Raw genomic sequence first — 25039 nt, forward strand, 5'->3', positions numbered from 1 at the left:
TTATCTCGAAATCGAGATAATTATTTTTAATTTTATCACTGCAACTTCTTCAGTAATTCTAATAATTGTTTTTGTTCTTCTCTATTTAACTTATCAAATTGCTCTTTTTGGAATGTTTCTTGCGGCGGGACTATTTCTTCATATAGAACCTTTCCCTTTTCTGTTAATGAAATATATTTCGTCGTACCTTCTTGTTCACGCTGGATCAAATCTAGTTGCTCCATCTTATTTAAAAGTTGAGTAACATTTCCTTTCGTAACAAACAACTTATTTCCAAGTTCTTGCTGTGTTAAACGATCGTGTCCTCCAATTTGAACTAATACATCAAACTGAGCGGCAGATACATTCCACTTTTTCAAATGCTGATTCGTCTCACGAATACTTCTATTATAAAAGCGTGATAAACGAAACCATAATAGTAATCCAAGTCTTTCCTCTGCTTTCATTCCATCACCTCGCTCATTTGATACTATTAGTTTAGAACTAAACTGAATAAAGGTCAATTACTTATTTTTAATTAGCAACAAATAAAAGCACAGTGATTTTTCTCCACTATGCTTCAGATTAAATTTCTATTTTTGTATTCATCTAGCTTCCTCTCCGCGAAATGCCTCGCATCTTTCTCGATCCATCTTTCTTCGTATCGTTCATGTCCAACATATAGTACATCGTCCTTATGCTGCATCGCATGCCTGAATTCATGCAATAGCGTTTTGAGCACTTGCTCATACTCTTCCCACATACAAACGAAAATTAATTGTTTTTCTTTATGATAAAAACCACCTACCGGGAATAAAAACTCCTCTTCTTCTTCTCCTAATGATAAAAGTACATGATTCGCATCACACGTATCACAAAAAATAACTGGCGTTGCACTTACTTCAATAAGAGAAAACAAATCATTTCTTAACTTTTTGACATCCCAAGGAAGCTCCGAATCCAACACATACCAATTCTCAACTTGTTGATATACATTTTGAAACTGGAGTTCCATTTCTCAATAATCCCCTTTCCAAACTCCCTTTCCCTATATGTATGCCACAATATGGTAAATATTAAACATACTCTTTCACCCTTTAAAAAATGACAATAAAAAAGAATCTATGTCAGCATAGATTCTTTTTCCGTAATCACTTTTTTTTCATCATTTTTTTAAATATAAAATAACCAATTGCACAAACAATAGCAGCAAGCGCAAAATATTTCACATATGGCCCAGCTACTTTATTAATACTTTCCCACTCTGATCCTAATTTAAAGCCTAAATAGACAAATACAATTGACCATGGAATAACAGCTAATGTAGTTAGCGTAATAAACTTAGCATGTGACATTTTCGCAATACCTGCTGGTATCGAAATAGCATGACGCACAACGGGAATAAAACGTGCGGTAAAGATAACACCAGTTCCATAACGATTAAACCACGCTTCCGCATAATCAATATGTTTCTTCTGAATCAAAATATATTTTCCATATCGCTCAAGAACAGGTCTTCCTCCGTATCGACCGATCCAATAAATAAATAGCTGTGCGATTACACCGCCAATCGTACCGAACGCAACAGCACCCCAAAATGTAATGCTTCCTGTTGATACTAAATAGCCTGCATAAGACAATACGATTTCACTTGGAATAACCTCTAACATCAATCCAAGCATAATTCCCCAATAACCAAGTCCTTCTAGAAAAACTAAAACTGAATGAATCAACTCTCCTAACATCATTTACCTCTCTTTACTGTTTTCATTGCAAAAAATAAAAGTACAAGCGGTAAATATCTTGTACTTTTATTTTTTAAAATTTAGTTTGCCTTCGTATCCCACTTAAAGATTTTATTTAAAAATTTATATACATTCTTCGACTCTTTCGTAAGAAGAGGTCCTAAAATGGATAGTATAAGCACGTATAGCGCTGAGAATGGTTTCAATACTGACATTAAACCACCGGCGATACCGATATTGGCCATAATGATGGAGAACTCTCCCCTTGAAACGATTGTTAATCCAATATTTGTTGAAGCTTTATGGGATAATCCAGCTTGTCTTCCTGCAATCATCCCTGCTACAAAGTTTCCGATTATCGTCAGAAGTACAGCACCTAACGTTAACCATATTGCTCCGCCCAATGAGAACGGATCGATACTTAATCCGAAACTGAAGAAGAAGATAGCTCCGAAAAAGTCTCTAAATGGAACAACAAGATGTTCAATTCGATCACTATGCTCTGTCTCAGAGAAAACTAACCCTAAAAGAAGTGCCCCGATTGCTTCTGCAACGTGAATTGTTTCTGAAAAACCAGCGATAAAGAACAACGAAGCAAATACTACAATAATAAAGATTTCATCAGAACTAATATTGAGCAATCTATTTAATAACGGCGTAGCCTTTCTAGCTACTACGAAGAATAGAAGCATATATCCTAAAGCAATTCCAATTGAAGTGAGAGCACCTAAGAACGAAGCGTGATCCCCAAGGACTAAGCCAGAAACTACTGATAAATATACAGCAAGGAATATATCTTCAAACATAATAATTCCTAAAATTAATTCGGTCTCATTATTACCAGTTCTTCTTAAATCAACTAATACTTTTGCAACGATAGCACTAGAAGAAATCGTAATAATACCCGCAATAATTAAGATTTCAAGTAACGGGAAGCCCATTATAAATCCGTATAATAATCCAAGTGAAAAGTTAATTAAAATATAAATCGTTCCGCCAATAGCAATCGAACGTCCAGATTTAATTAGTTTTTTCATCGAAAATTCTAATCCTAGATAGAAAAGAAGGAACAGAACGCCAATCCTTCCAAGGAAGGATATCACACTTGCACTTTCAATAAATTTGAGATCGATAACACCTATTGTCGGCGCGTGCGGTCCTACTAACATGCCAAGAACAATTAGAAAAGGAATTACTGAGAATTTAAACTTCCCAGCAATTACCGCCGCAATTGCTACTAAAACTAAAGCTGTTCCAACTTCAAAAATTAAAGTATCCATCTAGTCAGTCCCCCTATTCGAAAGTAATTCATTGATAATCTTTTTAATTTCTTCTCTCTCACCGGAAACTACAAGCATATCTCCTTCTTCAATTACCGTTTCTGGTCCTGGATTAAATAGCTTTTTCATGTTCTTTTTCATAACTGCAATTATCGTTACGCTATATGTTTTTCTTATTTCAAGATCACCAATTGTTTTTCCAATTGCTGGAGCTGCATTCTCCACTTTGAACCACTCAATCGCTAAACCTTCAAAGACCATCTCAACATTTTCTAATGCCCGAGGTTTATATACCATCCCGCCTAATATTGCTGCAATTTGTCTTGCCTCTGAGTCACGCAATGAAATACTTGAGATGCTTTCTTCATGGTCTGTATCAAAATGATACATTTCTCTACGCCCATCATCATGAATGACAATCACCATTTTTTCGTTACCTTTCGTAACGATTTGAAACTTATAACCAATACCTGGAAGTTCACTTTCTCTTATATTCATACTAGTTCCTCCTCAACAATAAATAGTTTTTTATTTGAATTTTCTGTTTTTCTATCTTTTCTTCAACCAACTAATTTTAGAAATTCTAACCAGTCAGGATATCTGTGATTTGGAAATCTTTTATTGTAATAATAAGTGGCTCCTAAAAAGATACTTAAAGATGTAATGATGAAAAATAAATTACTTCTCATTTTCAAACTCTTAAGACTTACTTTCAATAAAGATTCTTCTTTCAAATTATCCCCTCTTTTTCGTTTTAAATTTAGTTTTTTAAAATGTAAATAATTCTAAAAATATAACGATGTAACTTAATCATAACATAAAATATATTTAAGTAACATATTTTTTTAGAAAATTTGATTCTGGTATATTTTTTGCATATAATTTTCTTATTACGAAAAAAAGGAAGTGTATTATATGGTTGATATCTTTAGCAGATTCCTTGAGGTAACGAATAATATTTTATGGTCATATATTCTTATTGCAATGTTAATCGGCTTCGGTCTTTATTTCTCTTTCAAATTAAAATTTGTCCAAATTACTCATTTCGGTGAAATGGTCAGTTTAATTAGTAAAGGGTTCAATCGAAAAGAAAAGAAAAAAGATAGCGTCTCTCCGTTCCAAGCTTTCTGTTTAAGTGCAGCAGCTCGTATTGGTATCGGGAACTTAGCTGGTGTAGCACTCGCAATTTCTATGGGTGGACCTGGTGCAATATTTTGGATGTGGTTTATCGCTATTCTCGGTGCAGCTACTAGTTTTGTAGAATGTACACTCGCGCAAATTTATAAAGTAAAAGATGGAAGCAGGTTCCGTGGTGGCCCAGCATATTACATGGAAAAAGGATTAAACAAACGCTGGATGGGCATCTGGTTTTCACTTCTCATTACAGTTGCATACGGATTAATCTTCAATTCAGTACAAGCAAATACAGTAACAATAGCGTTTGAAAATGCTTTTGGACTAGAACGAACTATCGTAGGAGCTGTATTAGCTTTATTAGTTGCTGTTATTATTTTTGGTGGTATTAAAAGCATTTCACGTATTACAGAAATGATTGTTCCTCCAATGGCAATCGTTTATATTGGTGTGGCTATTTTTGTCGTTATTAAAAACTTCAATATGTTACCAAGCATTTTTCTAGAAATATTTAACGGTGCATTTGGTTTAGACCAAGCCATCGCTGGTGGTATTGGAGCAGCAATCAAGTTCGGAATTCAGCGCGGTTTATTCGCGACAGAAGCAGGTATGGGTAGCTCTCCTAACGCAGCAGCAACATCAGATGTATCTCACCCTGTAAAACAAGGGCTTGTTCAAGCATTAGGTGTTTTCGTAGATACATTCTTAGTATGTACATCAACGGCGTTTATCGTATTATGTTCTGGACTTTACAAAGGATCAAATTTAGAAGGTATTGAATTAACACAACAAGCATTAAGTTCACAAATTGGACCGTGGGCAAGCACTTTCTTAGCGATTATTATTTTCCTATTCGCTTTCAGTTCTTTACTAGGAAACTACTATTATGGTGAAACAAATATCGCATTCATTAAGGAAAGCAAGACATGGTTACTGATTTATCGTGTTGCAGTTGTCGGAATGGTTTTCTTCGGATCAATCGCTGCCCTTCAAACAGTTTGGAGCTTAGCTGATTTCTTTATGGGACTAATGGTATTCACAAACTTAATTGCCATCTCATTCCTTAGCAAATTTGCCTACGCAGCATTAGTAGACTATATAAAACAAAAGAAACAAGGAAAAGACCCTGTTTTCCTTGCAAGTTCTATTCCTGGCTTAAAGAATACAGAGTGCTGGGATGGACAGGATGTAGAAGAAAAGAAACAAGCTATATAACAATAAAAATCCCTATTACCTCACCGTAATAGGGATTTTTATTTACAACAGTTCATAATTTGTTCAAATTAATTCCAGCAAAAGGGTTGATTTATACAAATTACTAGATTATAATAATTATAAATTAGTAATTCGTATAACATAATAACTCAAGAGGAGATTGATCATAATGAATACACAAGTAATCGAAGCATTAAACAAACAAGTAGCAAACTGGAGCGTTTTATTTACAAAACTACACAACTTCCATTGGTACGTAAAAGGACCTCAATTCTTCACACTACATGAAAAATTTGAAGAGCTTTACACAGAATCAGCTACTCACATCGATGAAATTGCAGAACGCATTTTAGCAATTGGCGGCAAACCAGTAGCAACAATGAAAGAATACTTAGAACTATCTTCTATTCAAGAAGCAGCTTACGGAGAAACTGCAGAAGGGATGGTCGAAGCAATCATGAAAGACTACGAAATGATGCTAACTGAACTGAAAAAAGGCATGGAAATCGCTCAAAACTCTGACGACGAAATGACATCTGACCTACTACTAGGCATCTACACAGAACTAGAAAAACACGCTTGGATGCTACGTGCATTCTTGAATCAATAATATATTAAAAGCGGAAGCGGCTCGTTCAGAACAGGAGGGTGTTGGAACTCCTGATTCCGAGGCGCTTTTTGCCTCGAATGAAGGAGTGAAACAACCGACTGTTCTAGCCGCTGGAGCTGGATATGACTTAAAAGCGGAAGCGGCTCGTTCAGAGTCGCTTTTTTCTATGGGGTAATCGCGCAGAAATTATATCAGCGATTTTCTAATTATATCGGCGATTCCATCAAATTTATCAGCGATTTTTGCATTATATCGGCGATTTCGTCAAATTTATCAGCGATTTTTCCAATATATCGACTTACCGACAAATCACGACAATAATAGCACTCCCCTCCACTACTTTTATCAATATATTACAATCTCTTTTATGTTAAAATATAGGAAACACCCTTTAGTAATTAGATCCAAAAAGCTTGTCCAAGTTCATCATTTACTACTTAAATGACGGGAGTGGTTCAGTTGAAAGACTATTTAATTAGAGCATTTTTCGCGTTAATAACAGTTGGGATTCTCTTACTCATAGCTAATATTTTCAATATACGTGTCGAGGTTAAAGACTATGCTTTCCTCGTTGTTGTAGCAATTGGTGGCGGCTGGGGTGGCTGGTACCTGTATAAAAAACAAAATAAAAATAACAATAAAGGCATTCCGAAATAATATGGAATGCCTTTATTCTATATTACATAATTAAGCTTAAACCACTAATAAAAGCAGTCCCAAAAAACATCATAAAAACCCATATTCTATGGTAAATAAAAAGAATTCATTTTGAATATAGAAATAGTCCAAAATCTTGCATAACAGAGGTATTCCCCATTTGCCGCAACATTGTGGCTATATTCCCACGGTGATATGCTCCGTGGGTGACGACGTGTAGTATTGTTTCAGAAACCGTCGTATCCAGGTGCCCAGCATATGGATTATCAACCTCAAACACTTTTTCATAATCTTGTTGACTACTTAAAAGTTCTTTATATCGCTTAGATAATTCATAAAAACTAGTTTCCATTTCCTCAATATTTTTTGTTTCCAGCTGTTCTTTCAATTGGTCTGTGTGTACCATTGCATCACTCATGCTTTTACCAGAAATAATCTCAAGCCAGGCTAAATCTGTGAGGTATATGTGAGACATTACTTTTGCCACCGAAGAAAAACCACTCTTAACTTCCTTATGGAAAATGTCTTGCGGTAGTTCTTTTAAGCGATTTAAAATAACTTCATTTGCCCATAAGTGGTAGTCATACATTTTTAATACAGAATGCCCCATGATTATTTCTCCTCCAATTTTCATTTTAATGATTAGATTATGATACATAACTGATTAAAAATTCCCAAAGGATTACATCTATAAAATTTATTCTGATTTCGATTAAAAAAACCTCTATTAACTTCATAAAAAACATTCCCTATCTTCCACAATCTGACCCTTTAACGGAACAATTCTATGTCACTCAATAATTCCTTATGCACCTTTTATTCAGATGTTCCTTTTTTAAGTCAGCAAAACATACCTCCATCTACTTCCCCTCTTCCAACGATTTCACATCTCACTATCAATATATTTAACCAAATTAAAAACACATGCCTTTTCAAGATAAAATGACATGTGTTTCCGAAATTCTCTATAAAATTGCACTATGATAATTGCTTCCACTTAGTCCCCAAAACAGGACGCTCGTAATTTTGGATTTTATGAATTAATTCGTCAGCCGTCTCAGCTGAAACGATTAACTCTTTATTCGATGGGTTCATAAAGCCTTCTTCAGCTGCGCGTTCAACCATTTGCAGAATCGGTCCGTAAAAGTCTTTAATGTTCAATAAACCAACTGGCTTATCATGTATACCAATTTGTGACCAACATACAACTTCAAATAATTCCTCAAACGTTCCGTATCCACCTGGTAATGCAATGAAAGCATCCGCAAGCTCTGCCATTTTCGCCTTACGCTCATGCATCGTTTCTACTTCAATTAATTCTGTTAGTCCTGTATGAACAATTTCACCACGGAATAAACCACGCGGCATAACACCTGTTACACGTCCACCTAGGCGAAGAACTTCATTTGCCACTTCTCCCATTAATCCAACGCATGAACCGCCATATACAAGCTCATAATCGTTCTCAACAAACATTTTCCCTAACTCTATTGCCTGCTCTTTAAATTCTGGTCTCTCCCCTAAATTTGAACCTGCAAACACACAAATCTTTCTCATCCCTACACCTCGAAACTATATATTGTTATGATACAATGGGTATTGTACAACATATTGAAGGGATGAGAAAGAAATGGATATCGTTGCATTTCAAAGATGGGTTGAGGAATTTTACGAAAAACGAAGCTGGTCACAGTATAATGCCTTTATTCGCTTAAATTTCTTAACTGAAGAAGTTGGGGAAGTTTCACGAGTTGTTCGCGCTATTGAAATCGGACGTGATCGTCCTGATGAAGATGCGAAAACAGAAGAAGAGCTAAAACAAGAACTAAAAGAAGAACTTGGTGATGTACTATCTAACCTTATTATTCTTTCGCAAAAATATGATTTAGATTTACAAGACATTATGGACGCACACGTCACAAAGCTTTCGAAAAGGTTCGAAGCATCCAAATGAGAATATTATCAATTATGGTATAATATTCTTGTCACAATAATAAGGGGGATTTTATGTTATCTAAAAAATTGCACGACGCATTAAATGAACAAATGAACTTTGAATTTTACTCTGCCCACGCTTATATGGCAATGGCTGCTTACTGTACAGGGGAAAGCTATGATGGGTTCGCTAACTTTTTCCTTGTACAAGCTGAAGAAGAGCGTTTCCACGCAATGAAGCTTTACAACTACATTAATGACCGCGGCGAGCGCGCTATTATTACTGGATTTGATAATCCTAATAATGAATATGAGTCTGTATTGAATGCTTTTGAAGTCGCTCTTGAGCACGAGCGTGAAGTAACGAAGCGCATTTATAACTTATCTGATATCGCTTGGGATGAGCGTGAACACGCAACAATTACTTTCTTAAAATGGTTCGTTGACGAGCAAGTAGAAGAAGAAGCTTCATTTGATAGCATCATCCAAAAATTAAAACGTATTACAAGCGATTCAAACGCACTGTTTATGCTAGATGCTGAATTAGAAAAACGTACATTTACGCCTCCAGCTGAATAGTATTTTAATCACCTTAATGAATATATTAAGGTGATTTTTTTATTTTCTCTCTAGCTTAAAATCACCTTAAATTTCCTTGTATTTGACATAGTACCAATAAGAAAATGGTATTATTTTCAATATAAAGTGAAACTTTAATCAGTGGGGTTTTGTTCATCCCCCACTGATTATTAGCCTTCACCAATCGGGCGTTTACGGGCAGTTGATCTCCCACCTAACTTCTTTGCTCCAGCCGAATTTTGAGGTGGGAGTCTTACTGCTCGTTAATGCGGGATAAAATAATATACGAGGAGAGAAAAAATGAATCAGCGTGTAGAAGCTGTTGATGCAATCCGTGGTTTCGCTTTGTTTGGTATTTTACTTGTCAATATGACCTTAATTCAATTTGGATTCTTCGCCAATGAAAAACCAACTTACATATTTGGAAAACTTGATGAAGGTGCTAATTGGTTTATTCAATTTTTCGGCACCCACAATTTCATGTCCCTATTCTCCTTTTTATTTGGTCTTAGCATTATTTTGCTACAAAAAAGTATTATTGTGAAAGGAAAGAAATTCTTCCCCACATACATAAGACGTATTATCATTCTTTTACTGCTAGGCTACATTCATGGCACCTTTGTTTGGGAGGGAGATATTTTATTTGCCTACGGGGTTATCGGGATTTTCTTAATGATGTTCATCAATCGAAAACCGAAAACGTTGCTCATTTGGGCATCTATTTTACTAGCACTCATTATGCTCGCATCTTACCAATCGGAATCAACATCGAACCCCTATGATGATCTCGCACCTTATACCGAAAAGGAACATAAGGTCCATGAGACTGGAAGCTATATGGATCATGTCAACTTTAGATTGACTGAAAATCCTTTTGATTATATGGGGATTAACGGTGTATTCGGATTAGTTTTCATATCAGTTTTCGCAATAATTTTTATGTCTCCACTTTTCTTACTCGGAATGTATGTGGGGAAAAAGGGCTGGCTATTTGAGGTCAATCAACATATACCTGCTGTCAAAAAAATTTGGCTTATCACTGGGATTTTCTCTTTTACAATTAAAATCTTAGCTATATTCGTGAAACATCCGATTTTAATTATGTTACAAGATAGTCTTACACCAGTAACCATGACCTTCTTTTACGGAAGCACGATTATTTTATTATTCCATTACAAAAAGGTAGCGCATTTACTAACATACATGGCGAACATGGGAAAAATGTCGGTTAGTAATTACTTAGCGCAATCTATTATCACAACAACTATTTTTTACGCATATGGATTTGGCTTATACGGTAAAATTGGCTATTTCTTCGGTATTCTTTTAACCATTGGAATTTATACGATTCAATTATTCGTTAGTACCTATTGGCTACAGAAATATCGAATGGGGCCTGTGGAATATATATGGAGACTGGGAACTTATTTGGAGAAACCACAATTTAAAAGAGACTTGGATAAAGCAAGCTAAACAAAAAGTCGTTTATCCTCCCGAAGTGAGAGATAAACGACTTCTTTGTTATTTATTAAAGCATAACCCCAACGATAACAGCTGATAATATACTTACTAACGTTGCACCGTATACAAGTTTTAATCCGAATGAAGATACAACGTTTGATTGTTTTCCATCGATACTCTTCGTTGCACCTGCGATAATTCCGATAGATGAGAAGTTCGCAAATGATACAAGGAAGATTGATAAAATACCTACTGTACGAGCTGATAACTCACCAGCTACTTTTCCTAGATCAAGCATCGCAACAAATTCGTTCGTTACTAATTTCGTTGCCATAATTTGTCCTGCTGTTAGCATTTCTGATGTTGGAATGCCCATTACGAATGCTAATGGCGAGAAGATATATCCTAAAATGCTTTGGAATGTGATTCCGAAAATTGAATCGAACACACCGTTAATTGCTGTAATTAATGCTACGAAACCGATTAACATCGCCGCTACTGTTACAGCGATAGAGAAACCTAGCATAATATATTCGCCTAACATTTCAAAGAATGTTTGTTTCTTATCTTCTTGTAATTCTAAAATGTCATCTTCTTCGCTCACATCATATGGATTAATAATATGAATGATAATGAATCCACTAAATAAGTTTAGTACAAGTGCTGTTACTACATATTTTGGATCAATCATCTTCATATAAGAACCAACGATTGACATCGATACTGTTGACATTGAAGATGCACATAGTGTGTATAAACGATTTTTTGGTAATTTGCTTAATTGATCTTTTACTGTAATAAATACTTCACCTTGGCCGACAATTGCCGCCGCTACTGCGTTATATGATTCAAGTTTTCCTAAACCGTTAATTTTACTTAATACGAAACCGACTGCACGAATGATAATCGGTAAAACTTTTATATGTTGTAAGATCCCAATTAGTACTGCTAAGAAAATAATTGGTAATAATACTGTTAAGAAGAATGGTGCTTGTCCATCATTTGCTAGACCACCAAATACGAAATTAACCCCTGCTTCCGCAAATTTTAAAATAGCGCCAAATCCATCTGCAATCCCTTTTACTAATACAAATCCGACCTTTGTATTTAGTAAGAAATACGCAAGTACCAATTGAATTACAAGCATAACTGCAATTGGTTTATATTTAATTTTCTTACGATCTGAACTTATAAGGAACCCTAGTACAAATACTACAAGTAAACCGACTAGAAACATTACTAACTTCATATGTGAATCCTCCACTTCCATGAGTTATCAGTCGTATAACGAATGACGTCTGACCATTAATATTAAAAAAATATGAACCCTTAAAATATTTTGAACTGTCTTCTAAAATCAGTAAGCGTTTACATAAATTGCAATTTATAACAGGTAGTCTCTTCTTCTCTACCGTATTTAACGTGTGAAATGGATACCACCTACAAATCAAATTGTAAGCGTTATCTAATCGAAATGCAATATAAATTTTAAAAGATTTTTACATGTTAATATATTCCTAACCGATTGGTTTTTTTATGTAAATTTACTATAAAAAATAGCCCTAGCTATGAGCTAGGGCCATCCTTTTTATAACATAACACCAACGATAATCGCCGATAAAAGACTTACTAATGTCGCACCGTATACAAGTCGTAATCCGAATGATGAAACAACGTTTGATTGGTTTTCATCAATCCCTTTCGTTGCACCTGCAATAATTCCGATAGATGAGAAGTTTGCAAATGATACAAGGAATACAGAAAGAATACCGACTGTACGAGCTGATAAATCACTAGCTACTTTTCCTAGATCAAGCATCGCAACAAATTCGTTCGATACTAATTTCGTTGCCATAATTTGTCCCGCCGTTACCATTTCTGATTGCGGGATTCCCATTACGAATGCTAATGGTGAGAAAATATATCCTAAAATAGCTTGGAATGTAATACCGAACACTGAATCAAACAAGCTATTGATTGCTGTAATTAATGCTACGAAACCAAGTAACATTGCTGCTACCGTAATCGCAATCGTGAAACCAAGCATAATATATTCGCTTAACATTTCAAAGAACGACTGTTTTTTCTTATTTTCTAACTTCAGTGTATCTTCTTCTTCCGTAATATCGTACGGATTAATAATATGAATAATAATGAAACCACTAAATAAATTTAATACAAGTGCTGTTACTACATATTTTGGCTCAATCATTTTCATATAAGAGCCAACGATCGACATCGATACTGTCGACATTGAAGATGCACATAGTGTATATAAACGATGTTTTGGGATTTTACTTAATTGATCTTTTACTGTAATAAATACTTCTGCTTGTCCAACAATTGCAGCCGCTACTGCATTATATGATTCTAATTTTCCTAAACCATTTACTTTACTTAGCATAGTACCAATGGCACGAATAAATATCGGTAAAATTTTAAAGTGTTGCAGAATTCCAATTAAAACGGCAAAGAATACGATTGGTAATAAAGCTGTTAAGAAGAATGAAACCTCTCCTTTATTAACAAGACCACCAAATACGAAAACGATTCCAGATTCCGCATATCCAAGAAGCGCTCCAAATCCATCTGAAATTCCTTTTACTAAAATATAACCAATTGGCGTATTTAATAAGAAATACGTTAAAGCTAGCTGAATAACAAGCATAATCGCGATTGGTTTATACTTAATCTTCTTACGATCAGAACTTATAAGAAAACCGAGTACGAATACAACTAGTAATCCTACAAGAAACATAACAAACTTCATTAATAAAATCCTCCATTTAACTCTTCATTAACGTTGAACGTCTGACCATTAGAAATACGAAATAAACCGAACTTTCCATTTACCCCTAAAACCATAGAAATGATTATAAAAAGTCGTCTAATCTCTTATTCTAAAGCCATTAACCATTCTAACACAAATTACAACTCACATCTGCATTTTTCTTTAAAAAAATTACATTTTATTATAAAACGCTCATTAATGTTCGTCTTTTACCTCTCTCCTTATTTTATCACCATAAAAAAAACGAGCATCAAATTTCTCTGATGCTCGTTCCTTTTATATTATACAGCTTTTTCTTTATCTGCTACTGCTGGCTTGTCCCAGCACTCTGTGTTCGTTAAACCAGGGATAGAATCTGCACTGAAGACTGGATCTTTTCCTTGTTTCTTTTGTTTCACATAGTCCGCTAATGCTGCATACGCAAATCTTCCAAGAAGTGTAATCGCAATTAAGTTTGTGATTACCATTAGACCCATAAATAAATCTGCCATATTCCATACAACTTGAAGCGTCGCAACAGAACCGAATAATACCATTCCCACTACCGCAATACGGTAAATCGTTAACCAAGTTTTACTTTGTTTAATAAATTCAATATTCGTTTCACCATAATAATAGTTTCCTAGTAATGAACTGAAAGCAAATAAGAAAATGATAATCGCTAAGAAGCCGCTTGCCCACGAACCGATTTGTGAACTTAACGCCACTTGCGTTAATTCAATACCTTCTAAATTTGTTGCCTTATATGCACCAGAACATAGTACGATAAACGCTGTTGATGTACATACTAAGAATGTATCTACTAATACTCCAATTGTTTGAATAAATCCTTGTTTAGCTGGATGTGTTACATCCGCTGTTGCAGCCGCATTTGGCGCACTACCCATACCTGCTTCGTTCGCAAACAATCCGCGCTGAATACCAAACTTCATTGCAGCACCGATACCGCCACCTACAGCTGAATCTAAACCGAATGCACCTTTAAAGATTTCTGTAAACATATCCGGTATTAAATAATAGTTTTTAATAACAACGAAAATAGCTACTGCAATATAAATAAGTGCCATTGGCGGAACGATCAGCTCAGACATACGCGCGATACTTTTCACACCACCAAAAATAATAACCGCAACTAATACTGCTAATACGATTCCAACAACATAACGCTCAATACCAAATGCATTTTCAAATGCTAATGTCACTGTATTTGCTTGTACTGAGTTAAAAATTAAACCGTAACTAATTGTAATAAGGATAGAGAACCAAATTCCCATCCAACGTTTATTTAAACCTTTTTCCATATAATAAGCAGGACCACCACGGAAGCCACTGCCATCTTTTATTTTATAAATTTGCGCAAGCGTACTTTCTACGAAACTTGAAGACGCCCCAATAATCGCAATAACCCACATCCAAAATACAGCTCCAGGTCCTCCCATAGAAATAGCTAGCGCTACACCAGCTAAGTTCCCGATTCCAATACGAGCTGCTGAACTCATACAAAATGCTTGGAATGACGATACACTTCCCTTTTTACGTGTCTTTCCAGTTAAACCATCACCCATTAATCGAACCATTTCCCCTAAATGAGTAATTTGTACGAATTTCAATTTAATAGAAAAATAAAGCCCTAAACCGATTAACATTGCGATAAGAATATATGACCAAAGAATCGTATTCGTTGATGAAACGAATTGTTCTAAAATATTCATACTGTCAGTCCCCTCCCTTTTTCTTCATAAATTGAATTATATTTAAAAAATATTCAAAAATCAACATTTTTCGACAGGTTATTACTTCCATATGTTAGGTTTTGTAACATAACGGTGTTATTTGTTATTATTTATGACTTTATATTTATAAAATGCACATACTAAAACAATAAATAATCCCATTGACAAAAACATCAACCTGTAACTATAATGATTACATCAAGTTGTAACAATCGTAATTACACTAAATTCATTCATTTTCACATACACACTTTAACAAAACACTTTGGAGGGATTCATTATGAAAATCGGAATTATCGGAGCAAGCGGAAAAGCTGGAAGTCGTATTTTAAAAGAAGCATTAGATCGCGGTCACGAAGTAACTGCAATTGTAAGAAATGCTGCAAAAATTATAGAAGACAACGTAAAAGTTTTAGAAAAAGATGCATTTAGCCTTACATCTAATGACCTACAAGCATTCGATGTTGTAGTAAATGCATTCGGCGCTCCAGCAGGCGAAGAACATCTTCATGTAGATGCAGGAAACGTACTAATTGAAGCTATGAAAGGTGCACCTAATACAAAATTACTTGTAGTTGGTGGTGCTGGTAGCTTATTTGTAGACGAAGAAAAAACGACTCGTGTATTTGATACACCAGGTTTCCCAAATGAATACCTTGCAACTGCTCAAAACCAAGGTAAAAACTTAGAAATCTTACAACAAACAAATGATATTACTTGGACATTCATCAGCCCTTCTGCACTATTCGCATTAGGAAAACGCACTGGCTCTTACAAAGCTGGTAAGGACAACCTTCTTGTTAACGCAAAAGGTGATAGCTACGTAAGTTACGAAGATTTTGCAGTAGCAGCACTTGATGAAATCGAGAACCCAAAACACGTAAACGAACGCTTCACTGTTGTTTCTGAAGCTGAGTAATAAAAAAAGCTCGTAAACATAGTGTTTACGAGCTTTTTTCATCATCTGTTATATTGATTCGGTTTATGTGGTTCATTTGGTGTATAGGGTTTATTTGGTTTATTATCATGTCCATTTGCTTTTTTCCAACTTACAGCTAATTCTGGACTTGTTTTCTCTTCACTACGCTCGAGTAATACAACCGCATTTTGAATAGTCGGTGTACCTTTATGTGCAATTCCTTGTAATTTCGTTAAATTGCCTGATACTTTAAAGCTAAATCCACCCGCTGGCGTTTGTTTCGGAATTAAGATGCGGAATTTTTCTCCCACATTAAATTCGGTTTTCGCTTCACCTTTTTCATTTACAAACTTCGCGCCTTCTGGTGCACCTGTTGCTTGCACTTTATACGTTCCACTTTTAGCGTTTGTTTGCACTGTATATAAACCAGTTTCAAAAAACTCATCTTTTAATACTGCTTCTTGTTCTTCTGTAGGAGTTACACTCATCGTAATTTCTTGTAGTTCTTCACTAGCACTTGCTTTTGCAACTATATCTTTCGTTACTTTTTCTACATTTTTATTACGGAAATCTAAATCATTAATATCAATTTGTTTTAACGCATTCCACACCGCAAGCTGCGTTGCGTAATGTGCATCTCTCCAATCAGAAACACCTAATTCTTGCGGGCTCTTCTGTGGATATCCGTTTAATAGTACGCGGTACACGTTAATATCCACTTTACCCATTTCAGGTAAATCTTGACCACTTGGCGATTTTAAATCTACATTTAAGCAAAAAGCAATTTTTCCATCTGCTGTTTTAATAAGCTCTGTTCGAATTGGTTTCTTCTTTGACCTACTGTAACTCCAATCCATTTGATACTTCGTATGGTCCATAACTTCTGCGAATGCTTTTTGAAGTGGGAATAATAAGTTCGCAAATACAAATAAAACACTCAAAAAAGTGGCCATTATCTTGAACGATCGTTTTATATTCATGTCTACAACCCCTTATAAAATAACAAATTTACTACTGTTTATTATTTAGTTAGAACATTTTTTTATGCATAGACAAAATAAAAAAGAGCGCAAACTTTTTGCACTCTTTGAACTTACCTCTATTAGAAATCAAAGTTATCCGGATCTGGACCGACGCGGTGGTTTTCATTTAAAGCATCAATCTTTTCCATATCTTCTTTTGTTAGCTCAAAATTGAAAATATCTGCGTTTGCAATAATGCGGTGTTCTTTCGTTGATTTCGGAATCGTTACAACTTCATTTTGAAGATCCCAACGTAAAATGATTTGAGCTGTTGTTTTTTCGTGTTTGTCTGCAATTTCTTTTAATGTTTCATTATCTAATAACTGACCTTGCATAAGTGGTGACCATGCTTCCATTTGGATACTTTGTTCTTTACAGAAAGCTTGTAGTTCTTTCTGCGTTAAACGCGGGTGATACTCTACTTGGTTAATCATCGGCTTAATTTCCGCACCTTCCATTACATCCTTCAGATGATGGATTTGGAAGTTACTTACGCCAATTGCACGCACGCGTTCTTCTTTATAAAGTGTTTCTAACGCTCTCCACGAATCTTTATATTTCCCTTCAACAGGCCAATGAACGAGATATAAATCTAAATAATCTAGCTCTAATTTTTTTAAGCTCTCTTCATATGCAGCAAGTGTCGTTTCATATCCTTGATCTGCATTCCACACTTTTGAAGTAATGAATAAATCTTCTCGAGAAATTCCTGCTTCTTTTATACCAGCGCGAATTCCTTCACCTACTGCTTTCTCATTTCCATAAATCGCCGCTGTATCAATACTGCGGTATCCAGCTTTAATCGCCGACTTCACAGCCTCTACAAGTTCTGGTCCATCTTCTACTTTAAACACACCTAAACCGAACCAAGGCATTTCTACACCGTTATGCAATACTGTTTTACTTTGTAAATGTTTCATTTTATTTTCTCTCCTTTATTTTGCTTGATCTCTTTTTTCTAATGCCATACTCCAAGCTGTTAAAATAACAGCGCCTACTACCATAATGCCGCCTACCCAAGCTGTATGAATTAACCCTAACGAGTTCGTTACAATACCGCCTAAATAAGCACCGAGGGCAATCCCTGCGTTAAACGCTGCGATATTCATTGCTGATGCGATATCAACGGCACTCGGTACGAATCGTTCAGCCAAAATAACGACATACACTTGTAGCCCTGGAACATTCATAAACGCGAATAGCCCCATAAAAATAATTGTGATAAGCCCGGCTACTTGAAATGGCGCCGTAAATGTTAGTACGAATAATACAATTGCTTGAATAAAGAACATATAAAATAATGCACGAATTGGATTATGATTCGATAACTTCCCGCCAATCATATTTCCAATCGCAATTGCAACTCCGTACACTAACAAAATGATTGTAACGGTACTCGATTTAAATCCTGTTACTTCTTGTAATAGCGGTGATAAATACGTAAACGTTACAAACGTTCCACCATACCCTAATGCAGTAATGATGAAAACAAGTAATAATCTCCCATTCGTGATGAGTTTGAATTGATCGCGAAATGATACAGACGTACCTCTTTTTAAGTTAGACGGAATTAGCATGCTGTTTGCGACTAAGGCAACGATTCCGATGATCACAATCACCATAAACGATGCTCTCCAGCCAAATTGTTGACCAATAAACGTTCCAATCGGTACACCTGTAATCGTCGCAACGGTCAAGCCCGTAAACATAAAAGCAATCGCGCTAGCACGTTTATTCTCTGGTACAAGTGCAGCCGCAATCGTTGAGCCAATCGACATAAAAACGCCATGCGCAAATGCAGAGACAACCCTCGCGATAAGTAACACAGTAAAACTCGTTGCTACCGCCGCAATTCCATTACCAATAATGAAAACAATCATAATCCACATTAATAACGTCTTTCGCGACATACTAGCTGTTAACGACGTTAAAACAGGAGCACCGAATGCTACTCCTAACGCGTATAAAGAAACGGTTAAGCCCGCTGTTGTAACAGAAACATGTAAATCCTCCGAAATAGATGGTAATAAACCGACGCTAATAAACTCGGTTGTACCAATTCCAAACGCACTAATTGCTAGCGCTAATAAAGCAAACATACTTCTTCGATTCGTCTGAACAGCCGAAGATGATACTGTATATGAATTCAATTGAACTCCTCCTTAATACGAGAAATCCAATCATAATAGTGTGATAAAAAGGCCTTTTTATCTTCTACAAAAATAACTTTACTGCTCATAAATGCTATTATGAATGGCTTCACTCTTTTTTTGAAGAACGCACTTTAAAGTACGATAGGTACCAAAAAGTAACATAGGCACTTTTTAGTACCGTACTACTCACTTCCCTCTTACGTATGCTATTATGAAACATATTCAACATAATAAAAAGTACGTACTTTAAAGTGCTATAGGCACTAAAAAGTAACATTTAAGTTTCACTTTATTTAGCTTCTTTTGTTGAAGAACTGAAATCTACATTCATCAAAGGAGATTTTCATATGAAAAAATATAATATTCCTGTGGAGGCAACTTTAGAGGTTATCGGCGGAAAATGGAAAGTCGTTATTCTTTGCCACTTAACGAAAGGTACAAGGAGAACGAGTGAACTAAAACGTTTAATGCCTGGTATTACACAAAAGATGTTAACACAGCAACTACGTGAATTAGAAGAAGATGGAGTTATTCAAAGAAAGGTGTACAATCAAGTACCACCAAAAGTAGAATATTCCCTTACTGATTACGGGTGGTCTTTAGAATCGATTCTTGATTCTCTTTGTACTTGGGGCGAATGTCATCTTGAAAAAAGCGGTAACACATCGATGCTAATCGCAGAGAGTGAACAATAAGAAAAAAGGAAAAAACGAACGTAAATTTGTTTGTTTTTCCCTTTTTTTATTATTATATAGGTATACTTCTTATCGAAGTAAAATAATTTATGCGCTTTCATACCTTGTCATTACTAGGTTATGGGCTCAATATCAAATAATTAGGAATCATTTTTATGTTAACATACGTGTATATAGTATATAATATAGGATATATATTATATACACTTTCCGATAAGGGAACTTTCCATTATGCGGACAAGCCATGTATCGGACAGTTCATAAATAATAGGTAAGACGTTATGGTTTTAAATTTATGTTTTCAGCCTACTTGCTGTCATAAATTTAAAGGCATTTTATTGTGTTTTGTGAAACTTTGTATAAAGTTTCATAACCGTTTACTATCTTGCCTATCAAAAATAAGAGTATTGCTATCGTAAAGGAGAATTGGAGATGCCAGAAACTATGACTCAAACAAAGCCAGAACAAGAAACTGTACAAATTTCTGCTAGCCAAGGACAACTTGATGTACTTGATCAGTTGTTAAAACCTGAGGTACAAGAATCATTAACAACACTAGTAGAACAGCTTCCAAAATTAACTGAGCTTGTTAACATTTTAACTAAGTCTTATGACTTCGCTCAAACTGTTGCTACTGATGAAGTATTAAAAAACGACACTGTTAGTGCAATCCAAGAACTTGTAGAACCTGTAAAAGATACAGTGAAAAGCATGGCTGCAACTGCTATCGAAGCGAAAGATCGTGCTGACGAAAGCAACGAAGTTATCGGCCTGTTCGGTCTATTAAAATTACTAAAAGACCCACAAGCACAAAAAATGTTCCGCTTTGTGAACGCATACCTTCAAGTTAGTGCAGAACGTAATAATAAATAATTTAACTTATAACAACAATTAGTAAAGACGGGGGATAACATACTATGTCAAAACAAATTGTCATCTTAGGCGCTGGTTATGGCGGTCTTCTTGCCGCTTTAAACGTACGTAAATACTACAGCAAATCAGAAGCACAAGTTACAGTGATCAACCAATATCCAACACACCAAATCATCACTGAACTACACCGCCTTGCAGCTGGTAACGTTGCTGAGCAAGCAATTGCAATGCCACTTACAAAGCTTTTCAAAGGTAAAGACATCGATCTTAAAATTGCAACAGTTGAGTCATTCTCAGTTGATAGCAAAGAAATCAAACTAGCTGGTGGCACTACGCTATCTTACGATGCACTTGTAGTTGCTTTAGGAAGTAAAACTGCTTACTTCGGTATTCCAGGACTAGAAGAAAACAGCATGGTATTAAAATCTGCTGCTGATGCAAACAAAATCTACAAACACGTTGAAGACCGTATTCGTGAATACGCGAAAACGAAAAACGAAGCTGATGCTACAATCGTAATCGGTGGTGGCGGATTAACTGGCGTTGAGCTAGTTGGTGAGCTTGCTGACATTATGCCTAAACTTGCAAAAAGCCACGGCGTAAATCCAAAAGAAGTTAAACTTCTTCTTGTTGAAGCAGGTCCGAAAATCCTTCCAGTATTACCAGACCACTTAATCGAACGTGCAACTGCTAGCTTAGAAGCACGCGGTGTTACATTCTTAACAGGTCTTCCTGTAACAAACGTTGCTGGTAATGAAATCGACTTAAAAGACGGTCAAAAAATCGTTGCTAACACATTCGTTTGGACAGGCGGCGTACAAGGTAACCCATTAATTGGTGAATCAGGTCTTGAAGTAAACCGCGGTCGTGCAACAGTTGATGCGCACCTACAATCTACTTCTCACAAAGACGTATTCGTTGCTGGAGATAGCGCTGTTGTCTTCGCTGCAGACGGTCGTCCATACCCACCAACTGCACAAATCGCTTGGCAAATGGGTGAGTTAATTGGATACAACTTATACGCAGCACTAGAAGGCAAAGCATTCGAAGAGTTCGCACCTATTAACTCTGGAACACTTGCTAGTCTAGGACGTAAAGATGCTGTTGCTACAATCGGAGCAAGCAATACTCCACTTAAAGGTTTACCAGCATCATTAATGAAAGAAGCAAGTAACGTTCGTTACTTATCACACATTAAAGGTCTATTCAGCTTAGCTTACTAATCTGAATATAAGCCCGAATCATGCCCTGCATGGTTCGGGCTATTTTTATCCGTAATTTTCTCTAACTTATTTATTCGGCAAAAGAATAATATAACCCTCTTTAATTATCAAAATATACTGACTTTTTTATGTCGAAATTGTGTATATGAAAAGAGCGGAAGTAGATATCTTCCCTACTTCCACTCTTTCACAAGAACTATTCTCCTAATTCCACTAAGCTGTAGTTCTTCTTCCCTTTGCGAATAATAATAAATCTTCCATCAAATGAATTTTCTACAGTAACATCAGTGCCTACATCCGTTACTTTTTCACCATTCATAGATATAGCCCCATTATTAATATCTTCACGCGCTTGACGTCTAGAAGGTTCAATTCCTAAATCAACTAACCACTCTACAATGTTTTTCGTCTCTTTTGAAGACTCAAATGTCGGCATCTCTTTAAATCCTTGTTCAATTTCATCAGCTGTTAACGATTTAATATCTCCGCTAAATAACGCAGCTGTAATTTTCACAGCCTGCAAAAATGCCTCTTCTCCATGAACGAATTTCGTCATTTCTTCTGCTAATACTTTTTGCGCTTCACGTTTATGAGGCTCTGTTTCTACCTTCGCTGCTAATTCATCAATTCTCTCTTTCGTTAAGAACGTAAAGTATTTCAAGTATTTAATTACATCACGGTCATCTGTATTCACCCAGAACTGGTAAAATTCAAACGCTGTTGTCTTTTCCGGATCAAGCCAAATAGCACCACCTGCTGATTTACCAAACTTCGTACCATCTGATTTTAATAATAATGGAATCGTTAATCCGAATACTTTCGCCTCATGACCTTCTAATTTACGAATTAAATCTAAACCGCTCGTAATATTTCCCCATTGATCACTACCACCGATTTGTAATTGAACATCTTCTTCTTTGTATAAATGATGGAAGTCCATTGCTTGCAAAATTTGGTACGTGAACTCTGTAAATGAAATTCCTGTATCTAAACGACTTGCGACAATATCTTTTGCTAACATGCTATTTATGCTAAAGTTTTTTCCGTAATCACGTAAAAACTCGATAATGTTTATTTTATGTGTCCAGTCATAGTTATTTACCATCTTCACTTCGCTATTCCCGCCGAAATCAAATAGCTTTTTCATTTGCGCTGTTAACGCATCTACATTATGCTGGACTACTTCTAACGTTTGCAATTGGCGCTCTGATTGACGACCACTCGGATCACCAATTGTTCCTGTTGCCCCGCCGATTAAAATAACAGGATGATGGCCAGCTAATTGGAATCTCTTCATCATCATAAAAGGAATCAAATGTCCGATATGCATACTATCGCCAGTCGGATCCACTCCGCAGTATAGTGAAATCTTTTTCTCTTCTACTAACTTACGTAAACCTTCTTCATCTGTCTGTTGATTCACAGCACCGCGCCATTCTAATTCATCAATAATATTCATCTTTTGTCATCCCCTTTATTTTTTAAAAACAAAAAGTCCCTATGTCTACGATAGACATAGGGACGATTATTCACCGTGTTACCACCCAGTTTGCATAAATAGCATAGCTATTCATACCACTCTTAGCAATAATATCGATTGCTATTCCGCTTAGCATTACCTAAGATACTCCAGAGTGTAATTCACAAGTTTGTTTGTGCTAGGTTCCACCAACCCCTAGCTCTCTTTGATAACAGTGACAAACTGCTACTGGGCTCTTTCAACGTATATTTTATTTGTTAAATTATTAGCCATTATATTGAATTGAAAACAAATTGTCAACAATATCCAAATGTTATTCCGAAATAATTCATACTTTAATACGTTTTTTTCTTCAAAGGTTACTGTAGATCTTCTCCAATAATCCTTACTTCTCGCTCTAATTTCACACCGAATTTTTCTTCAACTGTCTTTTGTACGAAATGAATTAAATCAATATAATCTTGCGCAGTTCCGTTATCAACATTCACCATAAATCCAGCGTGTTTTAAAGAAACTTCCACTCCGCCAATTCGCTTACCCTGCAGTCCTGATTCTTGAATAAGCTTACCCGCAAAATTATTTGGTGGACGCTTAAATACACTACCACATGAAGGATACTCTAACGGTTGTTTTGATTCACGCTTAAACGTTAAATCATCCATTTTTTCTTTGATTTCTTCACGCACACCTTCTTCAAGTTCAAACTTCGCTTCAAGGATAATGTAATGATTGTTCGCAAATACACTCTTACGATATCCAAATTCAAATGCATCTTTCGTTAAAGTGCATAGCTCTCCATCACCTGCCATTACAACTGCTTCTGTTAATACATAAGCTACTTCACCGCCATATGCACCAGCATTCATATATAACGCTCCACCAACTGAACCTGGAATACCACAAGCAAACTCAAGTCCTGTTAAATTGTGATCCAATGCAATTCGTGACACATCAATAATCGCTGCACCACACCCCGCAACAATCGTTGTCCCCGTTACAGTAACACCTGTAATATGAATTAAACTTACTGTAATCCCGCGAAGACCACCGTCTTTAATAATGACATTCGAACCGTTTCCTAAAAACGTAACTGGAATATTGTGTTGATTCGCATACTTGATAACTTCTTGAATTTCAACATAATTTGTAGGCGCAACGAACACATCTGCTTTTCCGCCAACTTTAATATGCGTATGATTCTTTAACATTTCATCTTGCTTCACATGACCTTCAGGCAATACTGTACTTAAATATTTATAAACCTCGTGCATATTCATTTTACGATTCCTCTATTTCTATAATCTTTTTATCCCGCTATCCACGGGCCCATAATATCCCCACATAACAATGCGCTACAAATAAAAAGCCCAAGTGGTGGATAAAGTGTACATAAAGCACACCTATAAACCTCTTAAATTATAAGAGGTTCCACTCATATTAAAATATATATCGCATAATAAAGCAACCCAAATGGGCTACTAAACTTGACATGTAACCATATAGACAACAATTTGTAAAATATATAGGTTTTTCAAAGCAATACCCTTCAATATCT

The 25039-nt window shown here is 35.8% G+C and carries 25 protein-coding genes and 1 other annotated feature; of the genes, 10 read left to right on the top strand and 15 right to left on the bottom strand.

Annotated elements, in window-relative coordinates; translation table 11 throughout:
- Positions 1-35 precede the first annotated feature (35 nt).
- From MHB76_RS24070 to MHB76_RS24090, 5 genes are all read right to left on the bottom strand, one after another.
- Entirely contained in the window at positions 36-446 is a 411-nt protein-coding gene (locus MHB76_RS24070) for a MarR family winged helix-turn-helix transcriptional regulator (RefSeq protein ID WP_078173422.1), read from the bottom strand.
- 113 nt (positions 447-559) lie between these two features.
- Positions 560-994, bottom strand: a complete 435-nt coding sequence (locus MHB76_RS24075) for a DUF3920 family protein (RefSeq protein ID WP_002159954.1) — start codon at positions 992-994, stop codon at positions 560-562.
- Positions 995-1130: 136 nt separating this feature from the next.
- Entirely contained in the window at positions 1131-1724 is a 594-nt protein-coding gene (locus MHB76_RS24080) for a DedA family protein (protein WP_002159953.1), read from the bottom strand.
- 80 nt (positions 1725-1804) lie between these two features.
- The gene (locus tag MHB76_RS24085) at positions 1805-3004 is read right to left on the bottom strand and encodes a cation:proton antiporter (protein ID WP_002112739.1); all 1200 of its coding nucleotides are present in this window, start codon (positions 3002-3004) and stop codon (positions 1805-1807) included.
- Positions 3005-3502 carry a cation:proton antiporter regulatory subunit gene (locus MHB76_RS24090; protein ID WP_002159951.1) on the bottom strand — a complete coding sequence of 166 codons (498 nt, stop codon included), beginning with the start codon at positions 3500-3502 and terminating at the stop codon, positions 3005-3007. It lies immediately after the preceding gene.
- Positions 3503-3919: 417 nt separating this feature from the next.
- On the opposite strand from MHB76_RS24090, the gene MHB76_RS24095 reads away from it, so the two are divergent.
- The 3 genes from MHB76_RS24095 to MHB76_RS24105 all read left to right on the top strand — a co-directional run bounded on the left by MHB76_RS24095 (position 3920) and on the right by MHB76_RS24105 (position 6620).
- The gene (locus MHB76_RS24095) at positions 3920-5353 is read left to right on the top strand and encodes an alanine/glycine:cation symporter family protein (protein WP_078173421.1); all 1434 of its coding nucleotides are present in this window, start codon (positions 3920-3922) and stop codon (positions 5351-5353) included.
- Positions 5354-5522: 169 nt separating this feature from the next.
- Positions 5523-5963 carry a Dps family protein gene (locus MHB76_RS24100; RefSeq protein ID WP_002112747.1) on the top strand — a complete coding sequence of 147 codons (441 nt, stop codon included), beginning with the start codon at positions 5523-5525 and terminating at the stop codon, positions 5961-5963.
- A 459-nt stretch (positions 5964-6422) separates the two neighbouring features.
- Positions 6423-6620, top strand: coding sequence for a hypothetical protein (locus MHB76_RS24105; RefSeq protein ID WP_000656311.1), 198 nt, complete (start codon positions 6423-6425; stop codon positions 6618-6620).
- Between the two features lie 106 nt (positions 6621-6726).
- On the opposite strand, the gene MHB76_RS24110 is transcribed toward MHB76_RS24105, so the two are convergent.
- The gene (locus MHB76_RS24110; protein ID WP_078173419.1) at positions 6727-7230 is read right to left on the bottom strand and encodes a DinB family protein; all 504 of its coding nucleotides are present in this window, start codon (positions 7228-7230) and stop codon (positions 6727-6729) included.
- A gap of 368 nt (positions 7231-7598) precedes the next feature.
- Positions 7599-8177 (bottom strand): LOG family protein, encoded by a 579-nt coding sequence (locus MHB76_RS24115; protein ID WP_002159949.1) that lies wholly within the window; start codon positions 8175-8177, stop codon positions 7599-7601.
- A 73-nt stretch (positions 8178-8250) separates the two neighbouring features.
- On the opposite strand from MHB76_RS24115, the gene MHB76_RS24120 reads away from it, so the two are divergent.
- From MHB76_RS24120 to MHB76_RS24130, 3 genes are all read left to right on the top strand, one after another.
- Complete coding sequence (locus MHB76_RS24120) at positions 8251-8574, top strand: MazG nucleotide pyrophosphohydrolase domain-containing protein (protein ID WP_000355746.1); 324 nt, start codon at positions 8251-8253, stop codon at positions 8572-8574.
- A gap of 53 nt (positions 8575-8627) precedes the next feature.
- Positions 8628-9134 (top strand): ferritin, encoded by a 507-nt coding sequence (locus MHB76_RS24125; RefSeq protein ID WP_078173418.1) that lies wholly within the window; start codon positions 8628-8630, stop codon positions 9132-9134.
- Between the two features lie 300 nt (positions 9135-9434).
- Positions 9435-10607 (top strand): DUF418 domain-containing protein, encoded by a 1173-nt coding sequence (locus MHB76_RS24130; RefSeq protein WP_078173417.1) that lies wholly within the window; start codon positions 9435-9437, stop codon positions 10605-10607.
- A gap of 55 nt (positions 10608-10662) precedes the next feature.
- On the opposite strand, the gene MHB76_RS24135 is transcribed toward MHB76_RS24130, so the two are convergent.
- The 3 genes from MHB76_RS24135 to MHB76_RS24145 form a co-directional block, all read right to left on the bottom strand.
- Positions 10663-11844, bottom strand: coding sequence for a NupC/NupG family nucleoside CNT transporter (locus tag MHB76_RS24135; protein WP_002112757.1), 1182 nt, complete (start codon positions 11842-11844; stop codon positions 10663-10665).
- Between the two features lie 339 nt (positions 11845-12183).
- Positions 12184-13365, bottom strand: a complete 1182-nt coding sequence (locus MHB76_RS24140; protein ID WP_002112759.1) for a NupC/NupG family nucleoside CNT transporter — start codon at positions 13363-13365, stop codon at positions 12184-12186.
- A 302-nt stretch (positions 13366-13667) separates the two neighbouring features.
- Positions 13668-15098 carry an alanine/glycine:cation symporter family protein gene (locus MHB76_RS24145; RefSeq protein WP_002112761.1) on the bottom strand — a complete coding sequence of 477 codons (1431 nt, stop codon included), beginning with the start codon at positions 15096-15098 and terminating at the stop codon, positions 13668-13670.
- A 301-nt stretch (positions 15099-15399) separates the two neighbouring features.
- Between MHB76_RS24145 and MHB76_RS24150 the strand changes: the two genes are divergently transcribed.
- A complete protein-coding gene (locus tag MHB76_RS24150) occupies positions 15400-16038 on the top strand; it encodes an NAD(P)-dependent oxidoreductase (protein WP_002112762.1) in 639 nt (212 codons plus the stop codon).
- Between the two features lie 41 nt (positions 16039-16079).
- On the opposite strand, the gene MHB76_RS24155 is transcribed toward MHB76_RS24150, so the two are convergent.
- The 3 genes from MHB76_RS24155 to MHB76_RS24165 form a co-directional block, all read right to left on the bottom strand.
- Positions 16080-17018 carry a thioester domain-containing protein gene (locus tag MHB76_RS24155; RefSeq protein WP_002198906.1) on the bottom strand — a complete coding sequence of 313 codons (939 nt, stop codon included), beginning with the start codon at positions 17016-17018 and terminating at the stop codon, positions 16080-16082.
- Positions 17019-17140: 122 nt separating this feature from the next.
- Entirely contained in the window at positions 17141-17980 is an 840-nt protein-coding gene (locus MHB76_RS24160) for an aldo/keto reductase (protein ID WP_078173416.1), read from the bottom strand.
- 15 nt (positions 17981-17995) lie between these two features.
- Positions 17996-19159 (bottom strand): MFS transporter, encoded by a 1164-nt coding sequence (locus tag MHB76_RS24165; protein ID WP_176107964.1) that lies wholly within the window; start codon positions 19157-19159, stop codon positions 17996-17998.
- A gap of 401 nt (positions 19160-19560) precedes the next feature.
- Between MHB76_RS24165 and MHB76_RS24170 the strand changes: the two genes are divergently transcribed.
- From MHB76_RS24170 to MHB76_RS24180, 3 genes are all read left to right on the top strand, one after another.
- Complete coding sequence (locus MHB76_RS24170) at positions 19561-19908, top strand: winged helix-turn-helix transcriptional regulator (protein WP_002159942.1); 348 nt, start codon at positions 19561-19563, stop codon at positions 19906-19908.
- A gap of 432 nt (positions 19909-20340) precedes the next feature.
- Positions 20341-20781, top strand: a complete 441-nt coding sequence (locus MHB76_RS24175) for a DUF1641 domain-containing protein (RefSeq protein WP_002159941.1) — start codon at positions 20341-20343, stop codon at positions 20779-20781.
- Positions 20782-20825: 44 nt separating this feature from the next.
- Positions 20826-22004: an NAD(P)/FAD-dependent oxidoreductase gene (locus MHB76_RS24180; protein WP_002112768.1), complete on the top strand. Its 1179-nt coding sequence runs from the start codon at positions 20826-20828 to the stop codon at positions 22002-22004.
- Positions 22005-22200: 196 nt separating this feature from the next.
- On the opposite strand, the gene tyrS is transcribed toward MHB76_RS24180, so the two are convergent.
- Positions 22201-23463: a tyrosine--tRNA ligase gene (gene tyrS / locus MHB76_RS24185; RefSeq protein ID WP_002159940.1), complete on the bottom strand. Its 1263-nt coding sequence runs from the start codon at positions 23461-23463 to the stop codon at positions 22201-22203.
- Between the two features lie 55 nt (positions 23464-23518).
- Positions 23519-23735 (bottom strand) — a binding site (T-box leader).
- 108 nt (positions 23736-23843) lie between these two features.
- Positions 23844-24761, bottom strand: a complete 918-nt coding sequence (gene murB / locus MHB76_RS24190; RefSeq protein WP_078173414.1) for a UDP-N-acetylmuramate dehydrogenase — start codon at positions 24759-24761, stop codon at positions 23844-23846.
- Positions 24762-25039: the final 278 nt, after the last annotated feature.

This window comes from Bacillus sp. FSL M7-1345, from assembly GCF_038006985.1.
Classification (GTDB): Bacteria; Bacillota; Bacilli; order Bacillales; family Bacillaceae_G; genus Bacillus_A; species Bacillus_A cereus_U.

What these genes read in the sequence shown, in the direction of transcription:
- MHB76_RS24070 (WP_078173422.1), bottom strand. Translation starts at nt 446, where the DNA reads ATGAAAGCAGAGGAAAGACTTGGATTACTATTATGGTTTCGTTTATCA.
- MHB76_RS24075 (WP_002159954.1), bottom strand. Translation starts at nt 994, where the DNA reads ATGGAACTCCAGTTTCAAAATGTATATCAACAAGTTGAGAATTGGTAT.
- MHB76_RS24080 (WP_002159953.1), bottom strand. Translation starts at nt 1,724, where the DNA reads ATGTTAGGAGAGTTGATTCATTCAGTTTTAGTTTTTCTAGAAGGACTT.
- MHB76_RS24085 (WP_002112739.1), bottom strand. Translation starts at nt 3,004, where the DNA reads ATGGATACTTTAATTTTTGAAGTTGGAACAGCTTTAGTTTTAGTAGCA.
- MHB76_RS24090 (WP_002159951.1), bottom strand. Translation starts at nt 3,502, where the DNA reads ATGAATATAAGAGAAAGTGAACTTCCAGGTATTGGTTATAAGTTTCAA.
- MHB76_RS24095 (WP_078173421.1), top strand. Translation starts at nt 3,920, where the DNA reads ATGGTTGATATCTTTAGCAGATTCCTTGAGGTAACGAATAATATTTTA.
- MHB76_RS24100 (WP_002112747.1), top strand. Translation starts at nt 5,523, where the DNA reads ATGAATACACAAGTAATCGAAGCATTAAACAAACAAGTAGCAAACTGG.
- MHB76_RS24110 (WP_078173419.1), bottom strand. Translation starts at nt 7,230, where the DNA reads ATGGGGCATTCTGTATTAAAAATGTATGACTACCACTTATGGGCAAAT.
- MHB76_RS24115 (WP_002159949.1), bottom strand. Translation starts at nt 8,177, where the DNA reads ATGAGAAAGATTTGTGTGTTTGCAGGTTCAAATTTAGGGGAGAGACCA.
- MHB76_RS24120 (WP_000355746.1), top strand. Translation starts at nt 8,251, where the DNA reads ATGGATATCGTTGCATTTCAAAGATGGGTTGAGGAATTTTACGAAAAA.
- MHB76_RS24125 (WP_078173418.1), top strand. Translation starts at nt 8,628, where the DNA reads ATGTTATCTAAAAAATTGCACGACGCATTAAATGAACAAATGAACTTT.
- MHB76_RS24130 (WP_078173417.1), top strand. Translation starts at nt 9,435, where the DNA reads ATGAATCAGCGTGTAGAAGCTGTTGATGCAATCCGTGGTTTCGCTTTG.
- MHB76_RS24135 (WP_002112757.1), bottom strand. Translation starts at nt 11,844, where the DNA reads ATGAAGTTAGTAATGTTTCTAGTCGGTTTACTTGTAGTATTTGTACTA.
- MHB76_RS24140 (WP_002112759.1), bottom strand. Translation starts at nt 13,365, where the DNA reads ATGAAGTTTGTTATGTTTCTTGTAGGATTACTAGTTGTATTCGTACTC.
- MHB76_RS24145 (WP_002112761.1), bottom strand. Translation starts at nt 15,098, where the DNA reads ATGAATATTTTAGAACAATTCGTTTCATCAACGAATACGATTCTTTGG.
- MHB76_RS24150 (WP_002112762.1), top strand. Translation starts at nt 15,400, where the DNA reads ATGAAAATCGGAATTATCGGAGCAAGCGGAAAAGCTGGAAGTCGTATT.
- MHB76_RS24155 (WP_002198906.1), bottom strand. Translation starts at nt 17,018, where the DNA reads ATGAATATAAAACGATCGTTCAAGATAATGGCCACTTTTTTGAGTGTT.
- MHB76_RS24160 (WP_078173416.1), bottom strand. Translation starts at nt 17,980, where the DNA reads ATGAAACATTTACAAAGTAAAACAGTATTGCATAACGGTGTAGAAATG.
- MHB76_RS24165 (WP_176107964.1), bottom strand. Translation starts at nt 19,159, where the DNA reads ATGTTTGCTTTATTAGCGCTAGCAATTAGTGCGTTTGGAATTGGTACA.
- MHB76_RS24170 (WP_002159942.1), top strand. Translation starts at nt 19,561, where the DNA reads ATGAAAAAATATAATATTCCTGTGGAGGCAACTTTAGAGGTTATCGGC.
- MHB76_RS24175 (WP_002159941.1), top strand. Translation starts at nt 20,341, where the DNA reads ATGCCAGAAACTATGACTCAAACAAAGCCAGAACAAGAAACTGTACAA.
- MHB76_RS24180 (WP_002112768.1), top strand. Translation starts at nt 20,826, where the DNA reads ATGTCAAAACAAATTGTCATCTTAGGCGCTGGTTATGGCGGTCTTCTT.
- tyrS (WP_002159940.1), bottom strand. Translation starts at nt 23,463, where the DNA reads ATGAATATTATTGATGAATTAGAATGGCGCGGTGCTGTGAATCAACAG.
- murB (WP_078173414.1), bottom strand. Translation starts at nt 24,761, where the DNA reads ATGAATATGCACGAGGTTTATAAATATTTAAGTACAGTATTGCCTGAA.